18 protein-coding genes are annotated in these 17,077 nt (G+C 46.2%); 13 read left to right on the top strand and 5 right to left on the bottom strand.

Going from position 1 to position 17,077, the window contains the following annotated elements; genetic code table 11:
- Positions 1-8 precede the first annotated feature (8 nt).
- The gene (gene rlmN / locus CR164_RS01020; RefSeq protein WP_110022053.1) at positions 9-1,097 is read right to left on the bottom strand and encodes a dual-specificity RNA methyltransferase RlmN; all 1,089 of its coding nucleotides are present in this window, start codon (positions 1,095-1,097) and stop codon (positions 9-11) included.
- A gap of 167 nt (positions 1,098-1,264) precedes the next feature.
- Here rlmN and CR164_RS01015 point away from each other — a divergent pair, with 167 nt between their 5' ends.
- On the top strand, positions 1,265-1,636 hold the full coding sequence (locus CR164_RS01015; RefSeq protein ID WP_110022052.1) for a winged helix-turn-helix domain-containing protein: 372 nt from the start codon (positions 1,265-1,267) through the stop codon (positions 1,634-1,636).
- Here the strand turns inward: CR164_RS01015 and CR164_RS01010 are convergent.
- Positions 1,596-2,480 (bottom strand): SDR family oxidoreductase, encoded by an 885-nt coding sequence (locus CR164_RS01010; RefSeq protein ID WP_110022287.1) that lies wholly within the window; start codon positions 2,478-2,480, stop codon positions 1,596-1,598. The two genes, CR164_RS01015 and CR164_RS01010, sit on opposite strands and share 41 nt — an antisense overlap.
- Positions 2,481-2,682: 202 nt before the next feature.
- On the opposite strand from CR164_RS01010, the gene CR164_RS01005 reads away from it, so the two are divergent.
- The 9 genes from CR164_RS01005 to CR164_RS00960 all read left to right on the top strand — a co-directional run bounded on the left by CR164_RS01005 (position 2,683) and on the right by CR164_RS00960 (position 11,626).
- Positions 2,683-3,009: a hypothetical protein gene (locus CR164_RS01005; RefSeq protein WP_110022051.1), complete on the top strand. Its 327-nt coding sequence runs from the start codon at positions 2,683-2,685 to the stop codon at positions 3,007-3,009.
- A 288-nt stretch (positions 3,010-3,297) separates the two neighbouring features.
- A complete protein-coding gene (locus tag CR164_RS01000) occupies positions 3,298-3,549 on the top strand; it encodes a UPF0175 family protein (RefSeq protein WP_110022050.1) in 252 nt (83 codons plus the stop codon).
- Positions 3,542-4,030, top strand: a complete 489-nt coding sequence (locus CR164_RS00995) for a PIN domain-containing protein (RefSeq protein ID WP_110022049.1) — start codon at positions 3,542-3,544, stop codon at positions 4,028-4,030. Before CR164_RS01000 ends, CR164_RS00995 begins: the two co-directional genes overlap by 8 nt.
- Before the next feature lie 358 nt (positions 4,031-4,388).
- Positions 4,389-6,923 (top strand): DEAD/DEAH box helicase family protein, encoded by a 2,535-nt coding sequence (locus CR164_RS00990; protein WP_110022048.1) that lies wholly within the window; start codon positions 4,389-4,391, stop codon positions 6,921-6,923.
- 12 nt (positions 6,924-6,935) lie between these two features.
- The gene (locus tag CR164_RS00985) at positions 6,936-9,374 is read left to right on the top strand and encodes an N-6 DNA methylase (protein WP_110022047.1); all 2,439 of its coding nucleotides are present in this window, start codon (positions 6,936-6,938) and stop codon (positions 9,372-9,374) included.
- On the top strand, positions 9,371-9,634 hold the full coding sequence (locus CR164_RS00980) for a hypothetical protein (RefSeq protein WP_193525185.1): 264 nt from the start codon (positions 9,371-9,373) through the stop codon (positions 9,632-9,634). The genes CR164_RS00985 and CR164_RS00980 overlap by 4 nt, the downstream gene beginning before the upstream one ends.
- A gap of 144 nt (positions 9,635-9,778) precedes the next feature.
- The gene (locus tag CR164_RS00975; protein ID WP_110022046.1) at positions 9,779-10,069 is read left to right on the top strand and encodes a hypothetical protein; all 291 of its coding nucleotides are present in this window, start codon (positions 9,779-9,781) and stop codon (positions 10,067-10,069) included.
- Positions 10,070-10,074: 5 nt separating this feature from the next.
- Positions 10,075-10,446, top strand: a complete 372-nt coding sequence (locus CR164_RS00970; protein ID WP_110022045.1) for an HNH endonuclease — start codon at positions 10,075-10,077, stop codon at positions 10,444-10,446.
- Positions 10,447-10,693: 247 nt separating this feature from the next.
- On the top strand, positions 10,694-11,626 hold the full coding sequence (locus CR164_RS00960) for an HpcH/HpaI aldolase/citrate lyase family protein (protein ID WP_110022043.1): 933 nt from the start codon (positions 10,694-10,696) through the stop codon (positions 11,624-11,626).
- Positions 11,627-11,727: 101 nt separating this feature from the next.
- Here the strand turns inward: CR164_RS00960 and CR164_RS00955 are convergent, their stop codons facing one another.
- Both CR164_RS00955 and CR164_RS13335 read right to left on the bottom strand, forming a co-directional pair.
- Positions 11,728-12,264 carry a flavodoxin domain-containing protein gene (locus CR164_RS00955; RefSeq protein WP_110022042.1) on the bottom strand — a complete coding sequence of 179 codons (537 nt, stop codon included), beginning with the start codon at positions 12,262-12,264 and terminating at the stop codon, positions 11,728-11,730.
- A gap of 93 nt (positions 12,265-12,357) precedes the next feature.
- The gene (locus CR164_RS13335; protein ID WP_420820789.1) at positions 12,358-12,585 is read right to left on the bottom strand and encodes an AbrB/MazE/SpoVT family DNA-binding domain-containing protein; all 228 of its coding nucleotides are present in this window, start codon (positions 12,583-12,585) and stop codon (positions 12,358-12,360) included.
- A gap of 202 nt (positions 12,586-12,787) precedes the next feature.
- Here CR164_RS13335 and CR164_RS00945 point away from each other — a divergent pair, with 202 nt between their 5' ends.
- Positions 12,788-13,144, top strand: coding sequence for a hypothetical protein (locus CR164_RS00945; protein ID WP_110022041.1), 357 nt, complete (start codon positions 12,788-12,790; stop codon positions 13,142-13,144).
- 163 nt (positions 13,145-13,307) lie between these two features.
- Here CR164_RS00945 and pepN read toward each other — a convergent pair whose 3' ends face one another.
- Complete coding sequence (gene pepN, locus CR164_RS00940; RefSeq protein WP_110022040.1) at positions 13,308-15,851, bottom strand: aminopeptidase N; 2,544 nt, start codon at positions 15,849-15,851, stop codon at positions 13,308-13,310.
- A gap of 82 nt (positions 15,852-15,933) precedes the next feature.
- Between pepN and CR164_RS00935 the strand changes: the two genes are divergently transcribed.
- Together CR164_RS00935 and CR164_RS00930 are read left to right on the top strand one after the other, a co-directional pair.
- A complete protein-coding gene (locus CR164_RS00935) occupies positions 15,934-16,137 on the top strand; it encodes a hypothetical protein (protein WP_110022039.1) in 204 nt (67 codons plus the stop codon).
- A gap of 154 nt (positions 16,138-16,291) precedes the next feature.
- On the top strand, positions 16,292-17,038 hold the full coding sequence (locus tag CR164_RS00930; protein ID WP_110022038.1) for a Fic family protein: 747 nt from the start codon (positions 16,292-16,294) through the stop codon (positions 17,036-17,038).
- Positions 17,039-17,077 lie beyond the last annotated feature (39 nt).

The raw sequence follows: 17,077 nt of genomic DNA, 5'->3' as shown, positions 1-17,077 counted from the left end.
TGTGCGGTTTATTTAATGAAACGGTCAGCAGGCAACGTTTTTTCTTTTAATGCCAATTGACCGCACGCTGCATTTATCGATGTCCCATAGCTTTTGCGTACAGTGACATTCAAACCTGCACCGACAAGAATCCGGATAAAACGGTCTCGCCACTCTGTTTCGACAGGCTTGAACTTCATATTAACGATAGAATTATAATCAATCAAATTTATTTTGCATAAAAAACCACTGCAGAACGCTACAAGGCTTTTTGCATCCTCCATCGTGTCGTTTATTCCTTCAAGAAGCATGTATACCAGCGTTACGGGTTTGCCTGTAAGGTCAACATATCGCTCAAGAGCATTATGCAGACCGTCAAGAGTATGTTCCTTTGCTACAGGCATGAGAGATGCCCGCTTTTGCTGATTCGCTGCATGCAGAGAAACCGCAAGTTTTGTTTTAATACCGGATCGAGCAATCGCATCTATTTGAGGAATCAGCCCGACGGTTGATATTGTTATTTTGCGTTGGGGAAGTGAAAAACTGTAATCCTTATCGGAGAGGGTTTCGATTGCTTCAATAACATTGGAGGTATTCAGCAGGGGTTCTCCCATGCCCATGAATACTACATTGGTAACGTGGTTTGTGGGGGTGGCTGTAAGAAGGTTGTTGACGAGGTAAACCTGTTCGGCCATTTCCGCCGCATTGAGATTGCGTGTGAATCCCATGTAACCTGTCGCGCAGAAGGTGCAGCGGAGCGGGCAGCCTACCTGGGAAGAGACGCATACCGTGTTTCTGTCTTCTGCCGGAATGAGCACGGTTTCCACGGTTTGCTCGTCATGAAGTTTTACCAGAAACTTCGATGTTCCCATGCCGTTTTTTTTCTCCGGATCAAGCTGTTTTTTTACAATCGAGCATGATTGAATGACATACCGGTTCGAAAGCCTGTTTCTCAGTTTTGCTCCGAGATTGGTCATGCTTTCGAAGTTTTCTACTTGCTCATTGAAGAGCCACCGATGTATCTGGTTTGCGCGGTATCCTGGTTCACCCAATTCAGCAACAACATGTTGCAGGTCTTTGCGTGAATATGACTTGATGTTGACTTTTTCAGTGTGCATACATTGATATTTAATCCAAATATGGAAAAAAGTATAGCAAATATTTCTTTGGCTTTTTTGATGATTCTTGTTTTTGAGAGTACTTTATTAAATAAAGAAACATCCAGCAAAAGCAGTGTCATGCTTTTGAGACTCTTTTCAAAGATATCGATTAATCGGCATGCGCTATGAATACTCAATCCAAAGTGCAGGGGAGTGACCTGCAAAACGAAGAGAAAGATTACAATTACAAACAGCTCGACAAGGTGATCCATTCCAGGATCCGTTTTGCAGCGCTATGTTATCTTGATTCTGTCGATCAGGCGTCTTTCGTTGAAATCCGTGACGGTATAAGTGCCACCGACGGTAATCTCAGTGTGCATATGAGAAAGCTCGAAGCTGCAGGTTATGTATACTGTGATAAAACATACAGCAAACGGGTGCCTTTATCGACATATCGTATAACCGATACCGGGAGGAGTGCGTTTACGGAATACCGCAGTAAACTCGGTGATTTTTTCAGCCTGCCTTTTTCGACAGTTCACGATAAAAATCTTTGAGATAATGCGTTCCGCTCATAGGGGCGACATTGTCGATTCTATTGACCGTTATCGCAAAAGAGAGCAGTCCGGCTAATGTTTTGCTGAAAAAGCCGGTGATGAACAGGGCAGCATCCCCCATCCATAGGGGAATGTGTGTTATCCATGGTTTCTTGCCGACGGCATCGAAGGCCATGCTGATGACTTCATTGAACGTAAAGACCTCGGGTCCTCCTGTTCCAACTTCTTTTTCGTGACTTTCAACCGCATCGACACAGACTTTTGCCAGGTCTGCGCCATGTATGGGGTTGACCTTGTTTTCACCATCTCCAAGCAAAAACATATGACCTGACTTTACCATCGAAAAAAACATTCCCATATCGGAAAAGTAGCCTGTGGGTCTTATGATAGCATAATCCATATTGGATGAGGTGAGCGTCTCGACGAACAGTTCATGTGCCTTGACAACATCCACATCGGACATTTTCGAAGCATTGAAAACCGAGACATAAATGAATTTTCGGACTCCATGCGACAGTGCGTCATCGAGAATAGCCTTGTTGCCGAGGTAGTCGATATCGTAATTCGTTGCATTGCCCTCTGGCATGGTCAGGCCCATAGCGGAAAATACGACATCGATGTCTTTGCATACATCTTTCAGCGTTTCAGGTTTGGTTGCATCTCCGGTCACGATCTCATCGGCAACATTTGTAATCGAAGGTTCGAGATTCGGGCCTTCCTTGCCAGCTTTTTCCGGATTTCTGACCAGCGCCCTGACGAAATACCCCCGTTTCTTGAATTCATGTACGGCGTATCGCCCAAGATAACCCGACGCTCCTGCTACAAGCACTTTTTCTTTTTCCATGATCATGAGCCGTTGATTGAAAATATCTGCCTATTCTAACGAACAGGAGCGGTTAAATGTTCTTTACCGAATCGACCTTGTTCATTCGTTTTTTGTTCGTAACTGTCGGTAAAATAATGTGAAAATGATGAAAATAAACGAAATGTCGCTATCATTGGTGGAAAGATGAAACGTGAATCTCAAAATCTATCGGAGAAAAAATATGGAACTCGAAATAACCTGGGGAAGAGTGATTCGTGTCTGGTGGGCATACCTGTGGCGCAACTTGGTTGCTATTCTTGTGGCTACGATCTTGGGCGCAATAGTCGGAGGGGTAATGGGGGCCATTCTCTACATGTCGGGAGTTACCTCCGTTGAAACACTCCAGCTTGTTATAACACCGATTAGCATCGCTATAGGTTTGGTTATTTCATTATTTCCGATCAAAATGATTCTCGGGAAGGATTTCGGAGAGTTCCGGCTGGTACTGGTTGAAAATGGTAGCACGACAGAAACAAAATCAGGGGAATTAGGGGGAGTGGTTCAATAAGGATAAAAGGGAAAAGGCTGCCGAAGAAATCAAAATATTTCTGAATAACAGGAAGCGCAGTATTGGTGTCGGAGGATTTGAAGGCGGGGTATGCGCCTGGTTGATGGTGAATGGTTTTTACAGTGGACTTTTATCGCTAATAAACAACGTTCCCTAGTCTTGCTTCCTTGGTTGTGAACGTCCCTCATAATACTCAGGGGGCGAATTATTGATAAGTTTTATATGTTATTACAGTTGTTAATAACAAGAATGATAGTTCATTAACCGAAAGTGTAAAGAGGGTAAATCATGGCTGCTCAGCATATTACAGTTGATATTCCTGAAAAGATATTGCTCGCAGAAAAGACCGATGCTCATGCTTTTGGAAAGGAGTTGCGTGTGCTTGCTGCTGTCAAGTTATTTGAAATGGGACGGCTTTCTTCAGGTCGTGCAGCCGAACTTGCCGGAATGGGCCGGGTGGAGTTTTTACTCAGCCTGAGCCGATACAATGTTTTCCCCCTCGCTTCCGAGTTACACGATTTAGAAGAAAATCATGCTTAACGCAATAAGCAACACCTCTCCATTACTTTATCTATATCGTATTGAGGGCATTGAATGGCTCCCAGAGCTTTTCGGGGAAATTTGGGTGCCTGCAGCAGTAAAGGCAGAACTACAGGATGGACGAAATAAAGGCTATGATGTGCCAGATCCAAAAAATTTTTCTTGGCTAAAAACAGTCAACCCAAAAGTGCAATCTTCTGAATGGTTGTCTTTAGATCTTGGTCCAGGCGAATTGGCTGCAATGTCTCTTGCGCTTGAAAATCCACAATATGTTGTTTTGCTTGATGATATGCTTGCCCGACGAACAGCTCGTGCGGCGGGTTTGCAAGTTTGGGGAACCCTAAAAGTATTATTGGAAACAAAAAGTAGGGGGTTCATCAAAAAGGTTGAACCTTATGTTGAACGTTTGATAAGTGCCGGGATGTGGATTACCGATGATGTGAAGCAGAGAATTTTGGTTTTGGCTGAAGAAAAGGATTGATTGCAGCTTTCTTACTTATTCAACAATCACCATATCTCAATTCCCCGTAGGCCGCGCTGGAAAGGTATACTCGTTATCGTTTCAACGCATGTGCCCGTGGATGGGTGCTGCCACTTCTGAACGCTGAATAACAGGAAACGTAGATTAGGAGCTGGAGGATCTGAAGGCGGGATAGGTGCCTGGTTGATGGTGAATGGATTTTAAAATAGACTTTTATCTCTAATAAACAACGTCCCCTAAAATGCTATACCTTTTCTATTCTCATTGTTTGCCGTGGTTTTAAGGTGATTTATTATTTATTTTGTTTTCAATGAGTTAAGGGTGGAATTTTTTCTGCATTGATAAGACTGTATTTCCTATGGCAAAAGAAGCAGCAGCCAGAATCAAAATCAACAAGCTACTGGAAGACGCCGGTTGGCGTTTTTTTGCTGATGAGCATGGACCTGCCAACATACAGCTTGAGCCACAGGTTAACATAAGTAAGCAGGAGCTTGACGAGTTTGGAGAGAACTTCGAAAAGACCAGCAAAGGGTATATTGATTTTCTGCTGCTCAATGAGAAAGGATTTCCACTGCTCGTGCTCGAAGCAAAGTCAGAGGATAAGAACCCGTTAGTCGGAAAAGAGCAGGCAAGGAGGTATGCTCGTGACCAGAACTGCCGTTTTGTTATCCTCTCCAATGGCAACCTGCATTACTTTTGGGATCTTGAGCGAGGCAATCCCTATATCATCACTACGTTCCCTACACCGGACTCTGTTACGGGATATCAGAAAGTCAGTAGTGACCCTGTTGTACTGGTCAATGAGGGGATTGAGACTGATTACATCGTACTTACCCAGCACCCCCGATACAGTAGTGATGCCGGGTGGAAAAATGAAGAGGAGCGTTCCCGCTACATACAGGAAAACAAGCTCAGATTTCTGAGGCCATACCAGTTGCAGGCTATCAGGGCATTGCAACAAGCGGTGAAAAATGGCAAAGACAGGTTTCTGTTTGAAATGGCTACGGGTACAGGAAAAACCCTTACTGCCGCTGCTGTCATTAAACTGTTCCTGAAAACAGGCAATGTTCAAAGGGTGCTGTTCCTTGTTGATCGTCTTGAGCTTGAAGATCAGGCAAACAAGCATTTCAAGGCTTATCTTTCCAATGACTATAAGAGCGTCATTTACAAGGAAAACCGGGATGACTGGAGACGTGCCGAGATTGTTGTCAGCACTGTACAGTCTCTGCTTGTCAACAACAAGTACCAGAACCTGTTTTCTCCTATGGATTTTGATCTGGTAATTTCAGATGAAGCTCACCGTTCCATTGGAGGTAATGCCAGGGCTGTCTTTGATTACTTCATAGGCTACAAGCTGGGACTCACAGCAACTCCTCGTGACTACCTGAAAAAATATGATGGTTCCAAAAACAGGTCAAAAGACCCTCGTGAGCTGGAACGTCGTTTGATGCTCGACACCTACAGAACCTTCGGATGTGAAAACAGTCAGCCTACGTATCGGTATTCCCTGCTTGACGGAGTCAGAGACGGATTCCTTATCAACCCTACGGTTATTGACGCACGTACAGAGGTAACGACCGAGCTGCTATCACAAGAGGGTTTTATAGTATCTTTCACTGATGTTACCGGTGAGGATATAGAGGAGACATTCCGGCAGCGTGAGTTTGAGAAACGCTTCTTTTCTCCAAGCACCAATATGCTGTTCTGCAAGACATTTCTTGATAATGCCTTACGTGACCCTGTCAGTAGTGAGATCGGCAAATCCATTATCTTTGCCGTAAGCCAGCATCATGCAGCAAAGCTTACGCAGATCCTTAACGAGATTGCCGACAGGATGTATCCCTGCAAGTACCAGTCTGATTTCGCAGTTCAGGTAACTTCCCAGATACCTGATGCTCAACAGTTCACGATCAACTTCACGAACAACAACCTGCTTGGTTCAGGCAATTTCCTTGAGACATACAAAACGAGCAAGGCAAGGGTGTGTGTCACTGTTGGCATGATGACCACAGGGTATGATTGCCCTGATATCCTGAACTTGGGATTGTTCCGTCCTATCTTTTCTCCTACAGACTTTATACAGATTAAAGGCAGGGGAACACGCAGGCATGATTTCCGCGAACAGCTCTTTGATGATGAGTTGAAAGAGAAAATACTGAATCCTGAAAAAATAACCTTCATGCTCTTCGATTTTTTCGCTAACTGCGAGTACTTCGAGGAGAAATACGATTATGATAAGGTCATAAAGCTTCCTCGTGGAAAATCAGGAAAGGGTGGTGAAGGGCCGAGGCCAGGACCTGAAGAAATTGAAACTTATGAGCATCTTGGAACCGATATTCTTGCCACTGTTAGGGAGGAACCTGTAGGACCTGAAGGTATGAGAATTGACAGGATGTTTTTTGAGCAGTTTGAAGACACTGTAAGGGAAAATGATTTTATAGTTCAGAGTGTTGAGGAAGGCAAGTGGGATCAGGTAATTGATTACGTCAACAAGGAGGTATTCGACAAGCCTGAAGAATATTATAACCTCGACAAACTCCGCAAGGCAGCTGCTATTGACAGGAGACTGACCCTGAGGGAGATTCTGGAGAAGATTTTCGGGCTTATACCCCGGTTCAAGTCAAAGGATGAATTGCTTGAAGAGGAATTCTCAAAATTTATTGCAGATTATAAGCCGGAAGAGGTAAACGCTATTCCGGCTATGAAACATTTTTTCAAGGCATATGTGACCAGTGATCAGATACGTCATATCATCAATAACAAGCATTATAATGAACTGTACACCAATCCTGTGTTCTCAGCACGTGACCTGAAGGCTGTTCCCCTGAAGTACAGGGAGATTATACCCGAGTACATTAAAGATTACGTTTCTCTCAATCAGTTTGCAGCATAACGAAGTACCCAGATGCTCGATACCAACACAAAGCGTCGTATTGATACGGCTCGTGACATCCTTGTCGGAAAAGTTCCTGACCCGAAATCTCAGGTTGAGCAAATTACTATTGCCCTGATCTACAAATTCATGGATGACATGGATGCAGAAAGTGAAGAATTTGGTGGTGAGAGAAGGTTCTTTTCCAATGGGTATTCAAAATACAGCTGGGCAAAACTGATGCGTTCAGGTCTTGGCGGGTATGAGACTCTCAACCTCTATGCGGAAGCAATTGCAAAAATGCAGGAGAATCCAGCTATTCCTGTCTTGTTCCGTTCGATTTTCAAGAATGCTTATCTCCCTTACCGCGACCCTGAAACCCTCAAAAGCTTCCTGAAAGTCATTGACGAGTTCGAGTATGATCACTCAGAGCGTCTTGGTGATGCATTTGAATATCTCTTGTCAGTCCTTGGCTCACAAGGTGATGCCGGGCAGTTCAGGACGCCACGGCATATTATCGACTTGATGGTAAAGATTATCAATCCAAAAAAGCATGAGAAAATCCTCGATCCGGCATGTGGAACGGCAGGATTCCTGATTTCATCCTACAAACATATTAAAGATGCTAATAAAGAGACTCCACTGACTCCTGATGAAATGGGCTCACTTGCGGCTAACATCAAGGGCTATGACATTTCACCGGATATGGTGCGTCTCTCGCTGGTGAACATGTATCTGCATGGGTTCTATAATCCCCATATCGAGGAATATGATACACTTTCATCTCAGGATAAATGGAATGAGTATGCTGATGTTATCTTAGCCAATCCTCCCTTCATGTCTCCAAAAGGGGGCATCAAACCCCATAAACGGTTTTCTGTGCAGAGTAAGCGGAGTGAGGTTCTGTTCGTGGATTACATGGCAGAACACCTCACGCCTACCGGCAGAGCTGCTATCATTGTTCCTGAAGGGATCATTTTCCAGAGAGGAAAGGCATACCAACAACTACGAGAAATGTTGATTAATGACTTCTTGATTGGTGTGATATCATTGCCATCAGGAGTATTCATGCCCTACACGGGCGTAAAAACATCCATCCTCGTTCTTGATCGTGTAACGGCTAGAATAAAAGATGATATCCTCTTCTCAGAGGTTAAGCATATTGGTTTTAGTCTTGGTGTCAAACGAACCCCAAGTAATCACAATGATCTCCCCAATATTTTGAATGACTACGAAGCATACCACAACGAAGGTGATTTATCGGCATGTTCTTGGGTGGCTTCTCGGCAGGAGATTTTAGAAAACGATTGTGTTTTAACAGGTAGCCACTATCGCTCAATTGATATCAAAGGAGAAGAAAGGCTGGTATCACTTTCTGATGTTTGTAGATTCACAAAAGGAACATTCTCAAGCACAAAAACAGAGCCAGGACCCTACCCATTAATACTCACTGCTGCAGAGCCTAAAACAGCCTCAAAATACCAGCTAGAAGGTTCTTCTGTATGTTTACCTTTGATCTCTTCATTAGGCCATGGCAAAGCAGCACTCCACCGAATACACTTTATCACTGGCAAATTTGCGCTAGCCAATTTGTTGGTAGCCTTACAGCCTCTTGATGACAATGAACTTAATACCAAGTACCTTTTTTTCATTCTTGATGCAAAAAAGCCCGAAATTGCATCTTTAATGCGCGGGGCAGCTAATGTAGGAATGAAGCCTCAAGATCTTGCGAGATTCCAGATCCCCCTTCCCCCTCTCGAAATCCAGAAGGAGATCGTGGCAGAAATCGAAGGCTACCAGAAAGTTATCGACGGAGCCCGTGCTGTCATCGACAATTACAAGCCTCAGATTCCGATTGATCCTGAGTGGGAGATGGTTTCAGTTGCCGATGTATGCATGGTTAATCCAAAAAAATCCGAATTGAGAGATTTGGATGAAAATACTGAGATTTCTTTTGTTCCGATGGCAGACATTGGAGAGAACTCGATGAGCTTTGAGCCAAAAAAAACCAAAAAGTTGAGAGAGGTAACAGCCAGCTATACCTATTTCAAGAATGACGATACCCTTATTGCCAAAGTCACACCATGCTTCGAGAACGGAAAAGCTGGTATTGCTCAACATTTGAAAAATGAAGTTGGTTTCGGTTCAAGCGAGTTCTATGTGCTAAGGCCAGACAAATCTAAGATAGTCCCTGAATGGTTATATCTGACTGTAGCAACACCAGCATTCCGTGCTTGGGCCACTCCACAGATGACAGGTACCGGTGGGTTGCAACGTGTGCCTCGATCAGTCCTTGAGGACTATACTATTCCTCTGCCTCTCATTGAAAAACAGCAGGCAATCGTCGCTGAAATCAGAGCTGAACAAGCACTGGTAAACGCTAACCGTGAACTTATTGAACGCTTTAAGAAGAAGATACAGGCAACTATAGCCCGTGTATGGGGTGAAGATAAAACCGAATCAGAATCATGAAGAGCTATTACCGTGTAATGCTGGGGCGAAAAAGTGCTTATGCGTCAGACTGTTTTCGTGATGAGTGCATTGGCGCTGATTATACAATTAAGGAAGATCTCAGCAGAAAGCTGCCAGAGGAATGGCGAGACTTCAACAAGCAGTATATCCCTGTGTTTCTTGCCAACAATCCTGATAAAACAAAGATCGGTGCAGGACTCGCTTGTGGGGCACTATGGACAGTATCAAAAGGAATCAAGCAGGGAGATATCATCCTTTGAGGAAAGTAGTAGTAGGGGACGTAGTTTATTATGTTTAAAAGTCCAGGTGCTCTTTCCATTTACTCTTTCAGCGCCTTGACGGAGATGTAGGTTTAACTTCGCTGATAGGTTTGGAGAAATAATACTGTTACAATCAAAATTACAATGACTGATAACGACAAGCCGAAAAACTTCAAAATCTCTGAAGGGGTCCGGAAAATCTGGGAAGACCCTACGGTAAGGGAAACAAGGCGTCAACGCTATGGTGTCAGTGTGCTCAGAAATAGAGTATCAATTGGTGAGTACACATCACTTTACCAGGCATTCAAGGCATTGGGTCTGCCGGAAAAGAAACACATTCCCTTCCGCAACAAGTTGAAACAAGCTGGTTCATTGCCGTTCTACGACGGTGATAACATTTATGCATTTACCATCATTCCGTCATTGAAGAAATAGTGATCATGCTGACACAAACAGAGGCAATTTCAATACTCAAAAATGAGCTTTCATGGTCCGACGTACAAGTTCAAATAGGCAGGCGTGCTGGCTTTCGATGCGAATACTGTGGCAAGGATTTACTCGCCTCTTATGAGAATTATGATCTCTGGCAGGTCGATCATATAATCCCCAACGGAAACAACGGAATAGAGAACCTCGCACTGAGCTGTAAACTCTGTAATTTCGTTAAACGGGGAACTGATCCATCAAAGACAGCAAAGTCGAATCAAAGAGACGACCTTATTAATGCAGCAAAGGAGATTATCAATATTAGGCGAAAGCAGAAAGAGGCCGTTTATGTCAAAACCCTTGAGGCTGTGATCACTTTACGTTAATGACAAGGGGACGTAGTTAATTAGGTTTAAAAGTCAAAGCACTACTCCCGTTTGATCTCTCATATCCCTGGAAATTATGTCATGTATTTCCTTGGATTGATTGTTGATATGATTCTCCAGGGTATCCTTAAAAATAGCTGCTCTATGCATATATTCCGTCAACACACCCGCCCACCTTACAGGGAGAGGGTGTGACGTTCCCGACCTGTGTCGAGGTTGGTATTTCATTGCAAAATCCCTGTTCCTGATGATTTTCAAAGCCATTACCTGGCTGGACAGTGCCAGTATTGAAGCGATCGAACAGCAGTTGCCTGAAACTGTTTCCCGGCGTCCCCTGACTCGCGGTCTGCGCCGAAGCGCCCTTATGGTTTCGGCCCATCGGGTCAACCATCTGAACAAACTGGATGTACTGGCAGCTGATATGGCTGTCATCAATCTGGAGGATGGCGTTGCACCGCAAGAGAAGCCCCGCGCTCGTGCTCTGGCCGCGCTGTTTACCGCCCATGCCCGAGAGGCGAAAACGGAACTGATTGTACGGGTCAATCCCCTGGGTGAAGGGGGAGAAGAAGATATCCGGCTGATCAACCGGGCAGTGCCGGACGCAATCCGTATCCCCAAGGTCAGAACCGCTCAGGAAGTCGAACAGGCTTGTCGCCTGGTAGATCCTGCGATTCGAGTCCATCTCTCTATCGAGACCGGTGAGGCGCTGAAGAAACTTGCCGATCTGAGGGTTGAGGAGCGGGTGGATACGGTCTATCTGGGTATTCTGGATTTATGTGCCGATCTCGGATTAACCCAGTCGGTGATCACGCCGGGGAACCCAACGGCCAGCTATCTGCTTTCACGCTTTCTGGTGGATGCCCTCACAGCAGGTTTTCATCCGGTATCGTTTGTCCATCAGGAGTACAAGGATCTGAAGACCTTCGAAAAATGGTGCCTCCTGGAACGGAGCATGGGCTTTTCAGCCAAAGGCTGTATCTCTCCGGGGCAGGTGGAGTTGGCCAACCGGGTTTTCGCTCCCAAGCCAGAGGAGCGCGCGCGAGCAATAACCATTGTGCGCTGTTTTGAGGAGGGGGCAAAAAAAGGCAACACCGGCTTTGTGCATGAGCAGTACGGGTTTATCGATGAGCCTGTTTACAGAGGAGCATTGGCTGTCCTGGCTGCAACCGATCAGGAGTAGGAGACATCCGTAACTCCAATAAGTCGAGGAAAAAAGATGGCCGATGCTATACCATCGGCCTTACCATTGATACACTGGATTAGCTATTAACGAGCATATCTTTATGCAGGCGATACCTGCCCGATACCCTCTTTCTTGAGCGTTTCTGCAATATCTTTAGCCCAGGCATTGATCTCGTCCCATCTGCGGAAATCACCAACAGGTACTTTTGCGACCTTGATCATAAACTTATGCAATAAGCTGAGCTTGTCTTTATCTATTTTGCCGTGAAAGACCGCAATATCCCGGGGGGCAATGCGGTCGGCTATGGGCTGAAGCTTTTGAGGGAATCGCCAGCCTTTGGAATCTTCTTCAACAGACCCTTCGCCAAGCGGGCCGCTGGAAAACAGCCACACCATCTTTTCCGAAAGCACCTTTTCATTGGTTTCAAGGAATTTAGCCGCCTCTTCGCACCAATTGCCGGTAAAAACCGCGCTTCCCAAAATGACGGCTTTGTAGAGCCCGAGGTCGCTGATCTGATCAATGGAGAAAACATCGGCACCCAGGCCGCCTTCAGCAAGCACTTCTCCGATCTTTTGGGCAATCTCCCGGGTTGCGTTGTACTTGGTCTCGTATGCGATGATGATCTCATTAGCCATAATGAGCTCCTTTTTAATAGTGAGGGACGTAGTTTATTGGGTTTAAAAGTCCAGGTGCTATTTCCATTTACTCTTTCAGCGCCTTAACGGAGATTATTTCAAGGATGTTGTCTGAGTGAATGTTGAGGTCGTTTTACCCCATGTTCCTTTAGCGACACCGGCATATGCCATCACAGATCGTTTATTTCCTTTCCTGCCGGCAGGAACTATGGTTACAACATCATTTATGTAGGTGATTTCAAGTACGTCGTCCGGCTTGATATCAGCTTCTTCGGCAATGCGATGCGGGATGGTGATCTGGTTTTTTTGTCTTACTCGTATCTTTGGCGTAAAGCATGGGGTTTGTTGGAAAATCCAACTTCAATATGCCATTCTTACTCATGCTATCCAAGAGCGAGAAAATGGTGGGGGGAACTTCCGGTGGCGCGTTCCGATGAATTAAAGGGTTTTTGTTGTATGTTATTTTTCTTTGGACCATTTACACGTTTTCGCTCACAAGAAAACCCTTATATCAGGAGGAACTATGGCAGACGAGAAGAAACAAGGCGGCTGGTTTTCACGATTGAAGAAAGAGACACCGGCAGGGGCTCCTTCGGCAAAACCGGCACCTGCTCCAAAACAGACCGCGGCATCTCCCAAGCCTGCCCCTAAAGCAAAACCGGCATCTGCATCACAACAGGCAGCTCCGGTCAAGAACGCTGAAAGCCCGGAAAATCCTGCAAAGAGAGAGTCTGTCGATACAGTGGCATCATTCCAGTACTATATCGACAGCCTTATAAGCCTGAGTGCCAGCCAAATAAAGATAGTGGGAATGGTGCTGCAGGGAGTCTCCGACTTTATTGAAAAACAGACACTGAGCCTGAAAGAGAATCAGAAATAGCTTTGATATGAGTTGGTGAGTCGGGGGCTTTACCTCGCGATTGCGTCCAGGCTTCTGAATCTCCCCGAAATTGGATATTGAGCCGATTCGTTCTTATACCTATCGGCTCAACTCTTTCTGTGATAGCGTTCTGATGGTTAAAAATGTGGACTAAGGTGCTTACCTAGCCCCGTTGTTTCTCCAGGATCGGCAAGATCCGTTTCAGGTCGTCGGCTTGTTCGATCAGCTGTTTTCTGAGCAAGGCAGGCAAGCGGTCGCCGTTTTTGCCATTCTCATCCAAAAAGGTCTCAATTTTGTTGAGCATGTCCGGTGTTTGATGCCAATGGGGAAAGAGGTCGTGGCCAAAGGCTCCGGCGTAATGCACATCGCGCTCGGTATAGATTTTTTCAACTGCCTCAAAAAAACTATCGACATAGGGCGCCAGCAGATCTTTCTGCATGTGCCAGTGAAAGCCTTTCATGCCGTAGCGGAGAAAATCCGTGGAGCGGGAAGATTGTTCTGTAAAAACCTGCCAAGAGGTTGCCTTTTCTGTGCTGTCGGGCCTCGAGGCCTGCACCATAAAGGCTTTTTTCAGCCCAAGGTCGCTTTTATCCAGCTCTTTTTCGTTGCTGAAGAGGTTTTCGGCTTCACTGTGGCCGCAGGCCATCAGGCGGGTAATGATGTTCCAGCGCTTTTCCTTGTCGATCTCGAGCGAAGCTATGGACTCGGCCCCTGTGACAAGGCCGTGCAGGTAATCCAGCTCATCGGACAGGAGAGCGGTTTCAAGCAAGAGACCGAACCAGATGATCTGTTCTTCTTCACTGTTATCAGTCTTGGCCAGGCGTTCGTGGGCTATGGTGTTGAGTTTGGGCATCCAGATCGCTCTGTTTTCATCGGTCAGGTACACCGACACGATGGCTTTGATCTTTGCGATAATATGGCTGTTGAGGATGGACAGATCCTTTTCTTTCATGGCCAGTTCAATACCCATCTCGATAAATTCGGTCGGGGCGAAGGCGTTGTCGCGCATCATCTGCCAGAGGCTTCCCCAGACGAGTCGCCGGGCAAACGGATCTTCAATGGTATGGAGAGACTTGCGGGCGGTGGCGAGAGCAGTCCGGCTGTAAAACACTTTCACGTAATCGTGATCGTGCGTATTGAGGATCACGAACGCTGTATCGGGTTTCAGCGGCGCGTCGGCGGTTTTTCCGTCAATGATGATTTTCTGAGTTTCATTTTCGACGAGTGCGCTGCCGCTTTGGCGGTAACCGGTGAATTCTATGGCATGCTGCCGGATGAGGTTGTTGTCGGCCGAGCCCTGTTGCTCGATCCTGAGCCTGCCGTTCTCGATACGGCTCATGAGGGTATTGACACCGGTGGTTTGCAGCCATTGGCGGCTCCAGGCTACGATGTCGATGCCGCTTTTTTCCGACATGATCGAAAGAAAATCTTCAAGGGTGGTGTTCTGTTCGGCGAACCGTTTGAAGTATTGGCCAATGGCGGTGCGGAAGGCCTCATCGCCGATGTAGTACTGAAGCTGGCGAAGCACCGAGGCACCCTTGGAGTAGCTGATGCCGTCAAAATTGCTGAAGGCCTCGATGGTATCACGGGCCGAAGCGGCTATGGGGTGGGTAGTTGCATACTGATCCTGCTGATAGGCCCATTCTTTGCGAACATACAGATGTTCCAGCGCATCACCGAACAGCGTGCCTTTGGACATGGCGAAATAGGAAAGGTAGTCGGCAAAGCTTTCGTTGAGCCAAAGGTCGTTCCACCATTTCATGGTCACCAGGTCGCCGAACCACATGTGCACCATCTCGTGGGTGATGGTGTTGGCGCGGTTCAGGTGCTCGCTGTAGAGCTTTTTATGGCGAAAGATATAGTGTTCGGTAAAGGTGACGCAGCCCACGTTTTCCATGGCCCCGAAATTGAATTCCGGGACAAAAACCTGGTCGTACTTGTCGTACGGATAGGGGTAGTCGAAATAAGCCTCCAGGGTGGCCATGGATTCCCTGGTGATGGCAAAGATGTTCTCAGGGTCCATGTATTTTTCGAGCGACTTCCGGCAGTAGATCCCAAGCGGTATCCGGTTGTAGCGATCTTCCCACCTGGCATACGGACCCACAACCAGAGCAAAGAGGTAGGTGGAAAAGACAGCCGTGCGTTTGAACGTGATCGTTATCTCGTCACCCTTTGTTCGGGTATGCTCCGGCAGGGTGTTGTGGATATACGTCCATTTTGATGGCCCGTTTACCGTGAGCCGGTACGAGGCTTTGATATCGGGCTGATCGAAGCACGGGAAGAGGCGGTGCGCGTCGTAGGGCTCAAAATCGGTATGCATGTACTCTTCACTGTCTTCGGGATCGTGAAACTTGTGAAAGCCCGAGCCGGTGTTGTCGAACAGGCTGGTATAGGTGATCTCCAGCGTATTGCGGCCCTCTGTCAGATGATCTCCTTTGAGATAGAGGGCAAAATCACCGTTGAGATACTCCTTCGCAGGTTTGCCATCGAGCGTAACAGCATGGATCTGTTTGGTAATGAAATCAAGCTTGAGGTACTCTATACCGCCCCGGCGGTAGTCGAACTCGACAATGCAATGCCCCTGGTACTCGGTGGCGTGCTCTTTCAGGGTGAGTTCAAGGGTGTAGCGGGCATTGGAAACCAGGTTGCTGCGGGTTTCAGCCGCTTCACGGGTGAGAATGTTTTCAGTATCAATGGAATATGTCATGTAAAACGCTTTACAAAGAGAGGCTTAGAGAGATGCTGGTTATTTATCAGGTGCACTTTTTTATCTGTTTGTGGTCTGTTGTTTGGAAAATAAGATACTTGGTTCAGCAAAAAAAAAGTCCAAGCATTATTTTCATTTCCTCTCTCAGCGCCTTGACAGAGAGTATTTCAAGGATGTCATCTTTGTGATTGTAGAAGTCATTGGTGATGAAAAAGGAGGCGCCGGAGCGGATTGCAGTTGCAATTATCAAGACCTGGAAGAGAATGTGCAGGGCATTGTTCGATAAGTGAAAAAAGATTATAAAGTATTAGGTGTTTAGTCCTTTTAATAGGTTAGAATAGAATTGCTGAGGTCCGAGGGAGAGTTTTGGACCGTAACGGTTTAATGCGAGGCACGTCCCAACGGAGAGGTGATTTCGCTTGAATTTGATATTCTGGATAATGCCTGATTTTGAAAAGATAGACATACTCAAGAAAACACTTGACTCGTATCGTCCTCTTCCGCCTGAGATTGTCTCCAATCTTCATGAGGATCTGGTTCTTCGATGGACGTATAATTCAAATGCTATCGAAGGTAATACGCTGACGCTCAAGGAGACCAAAGTGGCTCTGGAGGGAATCACTGTTGGCGGGAAAACCATGAGAGAGCATTTCGAAGCGATCAACCATCGTGAAGCCATCTATTTTGTCGAAGATCTGGTTAAGCGGAACGAGCCTCTATCGGAATGGCAGATCAAATCCATTCACCAGTTGATTTTGAAAAATATCGACGATGAATATGCTGGTGTCTACAGAAGAACCAATGTGATCATTGCCGGTGCCGATCACATGCCGCCTGACGCATTGCATGTCGAAAGCGAAATGCAGAGGTTCATCAACTGGTACAGAAAGCAGGCACCTGCGCTTCACCCGATTGAACGTGCGGCTCGTGTCCATGCAGACTTTGTAAAAATCCATCCCTTCACAGACGGAAACGGCAGAACATCTCGTCTCCTGATGAACCTTGAGCTGATGAAGGACGGTTATCCTCCGGTCGTTCTTCCGGTAGAAAGGCGATTGGAGTACTACGAGGCTCTGGATGCTGCTCATACGAAACAGGATTACAAACCATTTCTGAATCTGAGCGTTGAAGTAGTCGAGGCCGGATTCAAGCCATATTGGCATGCTTTGGGAGTGAAGCCAGTGTAGATGCAACCAGGGGAATTGGTTGAATAAGTTAAAAGTCCC

It is taken from the genome of Prosthecochloris marina (assembly GCF_003182595.1).
Lineage (GTDB): Bacteria > Bacteroidota > Chlorobiia > Chlorobiales > Chlorobiaceae > Prosthecochloris > Prosthecochloris marina.
The sequence above is the reverse complement of the archived record's forward strand: the minus strand, read 5'-3'. Positions and strand labels throughout refer to the sequence as shown.

Excerpts from the sequence above, each read along its gene's own strand:
- CR164_RS00955 (WP_110022042.1), bottom strand. The coding sequence starts at position 12,264 with ATGGCTAATGAGATCATCATCGCATACGAGACCAAGTACAACGCAACC.
- CR164_RS00985 (WP_110022047.1), top strand. The coding sequence starts at position 6,936 with ATGCTCGATACCAACACAAAGCGTCGTATTGATACGGCTCGTGACATC.
- CR164_RS01015 (WP_110022052.1), top strand. The coding sequence starts at position 1,265 with ATGAATACTCAATCCAAAGTGCAGGGGAGTGACCTGCAAAACGAAGAG.
- CR164_RS01000 (WP_110022050.1), top strand. The coding sequence starts at position 3,298 with ATGGCTGCTCAGCATATTACAGTTGATATTCCTGAAAAGATATTGCTC.
- CR164_RS00970 (WP_110022045.1), top strand. The coding sequence starts at position 10,075 with ATGCTGACACAAACAGAGGCAATTTCAATACTCAAAAATGAGCTTTCA.
- pepN (WP_110022040.1), bottom strand. The coding sequence starts at position 15,851 with ATGACATATTCCATTGATACTGAAAACATTCTCACCCGTGAAGCGGCT.
- CR164_RS00945 (WP_110022041.1), top strand. The coding sequence starts at position 12,788 with ATGGCAGACGAGAAGAAACAAGGCGGCTGGTTTTCACGATTGAAGAAA.
- CR164_RS01005 (WP_110022051.1), top strand. The coding sequence starts at position 2,683 with ATGGAACTCGAAATAACCTGGGGAAGAGTGATTCGTGTCTGGTGGGCA.
- CR164_RS00975 (WP_110022046.1), top strand. The coding sequence starts at position 9,779 with ATGACTGATAACGACAAGCCGAAAAACTTCAAAATCTCTGAAGGGGTC.
- CR164_RS00930 (WP_110022038.1), top strand. The coding sequence starts at position 16,292 with ATGCCTGATTTTGAAAAGATAGACATACTCAAGAAAACACTTGACTCG.
- CR164_RS00960 (WP_110022043.1), top strand. The coding sequence starts at position 10,694 with ATGATTTTCAAAGCCATTACCTGGCTGGACAGTGCCAGTATTGAAGCG.
- CR164_RS00995 (WP_110022049.1), top strand. The coding sequence starts at position 3,542 with ATGCTTAACGCAATAAGCAACACCTCTCCATTACTTTATCTATATCGT.
- CR164_RS01010 (WP_110022287.1), bottom strand. The coding sequence starts at position 2,480 with ATGGAAAAAGAAAAAGTGCTTGTAGCAGGAGCGTCGGGTTATCTTGGG.
- rlmN (WP_110022053.1), bottom strand. The coding sequence starts at position 1,097 with ATGCACACTGAAAAAGTCAACATCAAGTCATATTCACGCAAAGACCTG.
- CR164_RS00980 (WP_193525185.1), top strand. The coding sequence starts at position 9,371 with ATGAAGAGCTATTACCGTGTAATGCTGGGGCGAAAAAGTGCTTATGCG.
- CR164_RS00990 (WP_110022048.1), top strand. The coding sequence starts at position 4,389 with ATGGCAAAAGAAGCAGCAGCCAGAATCAAAATCAACAAGCTACTGGAA.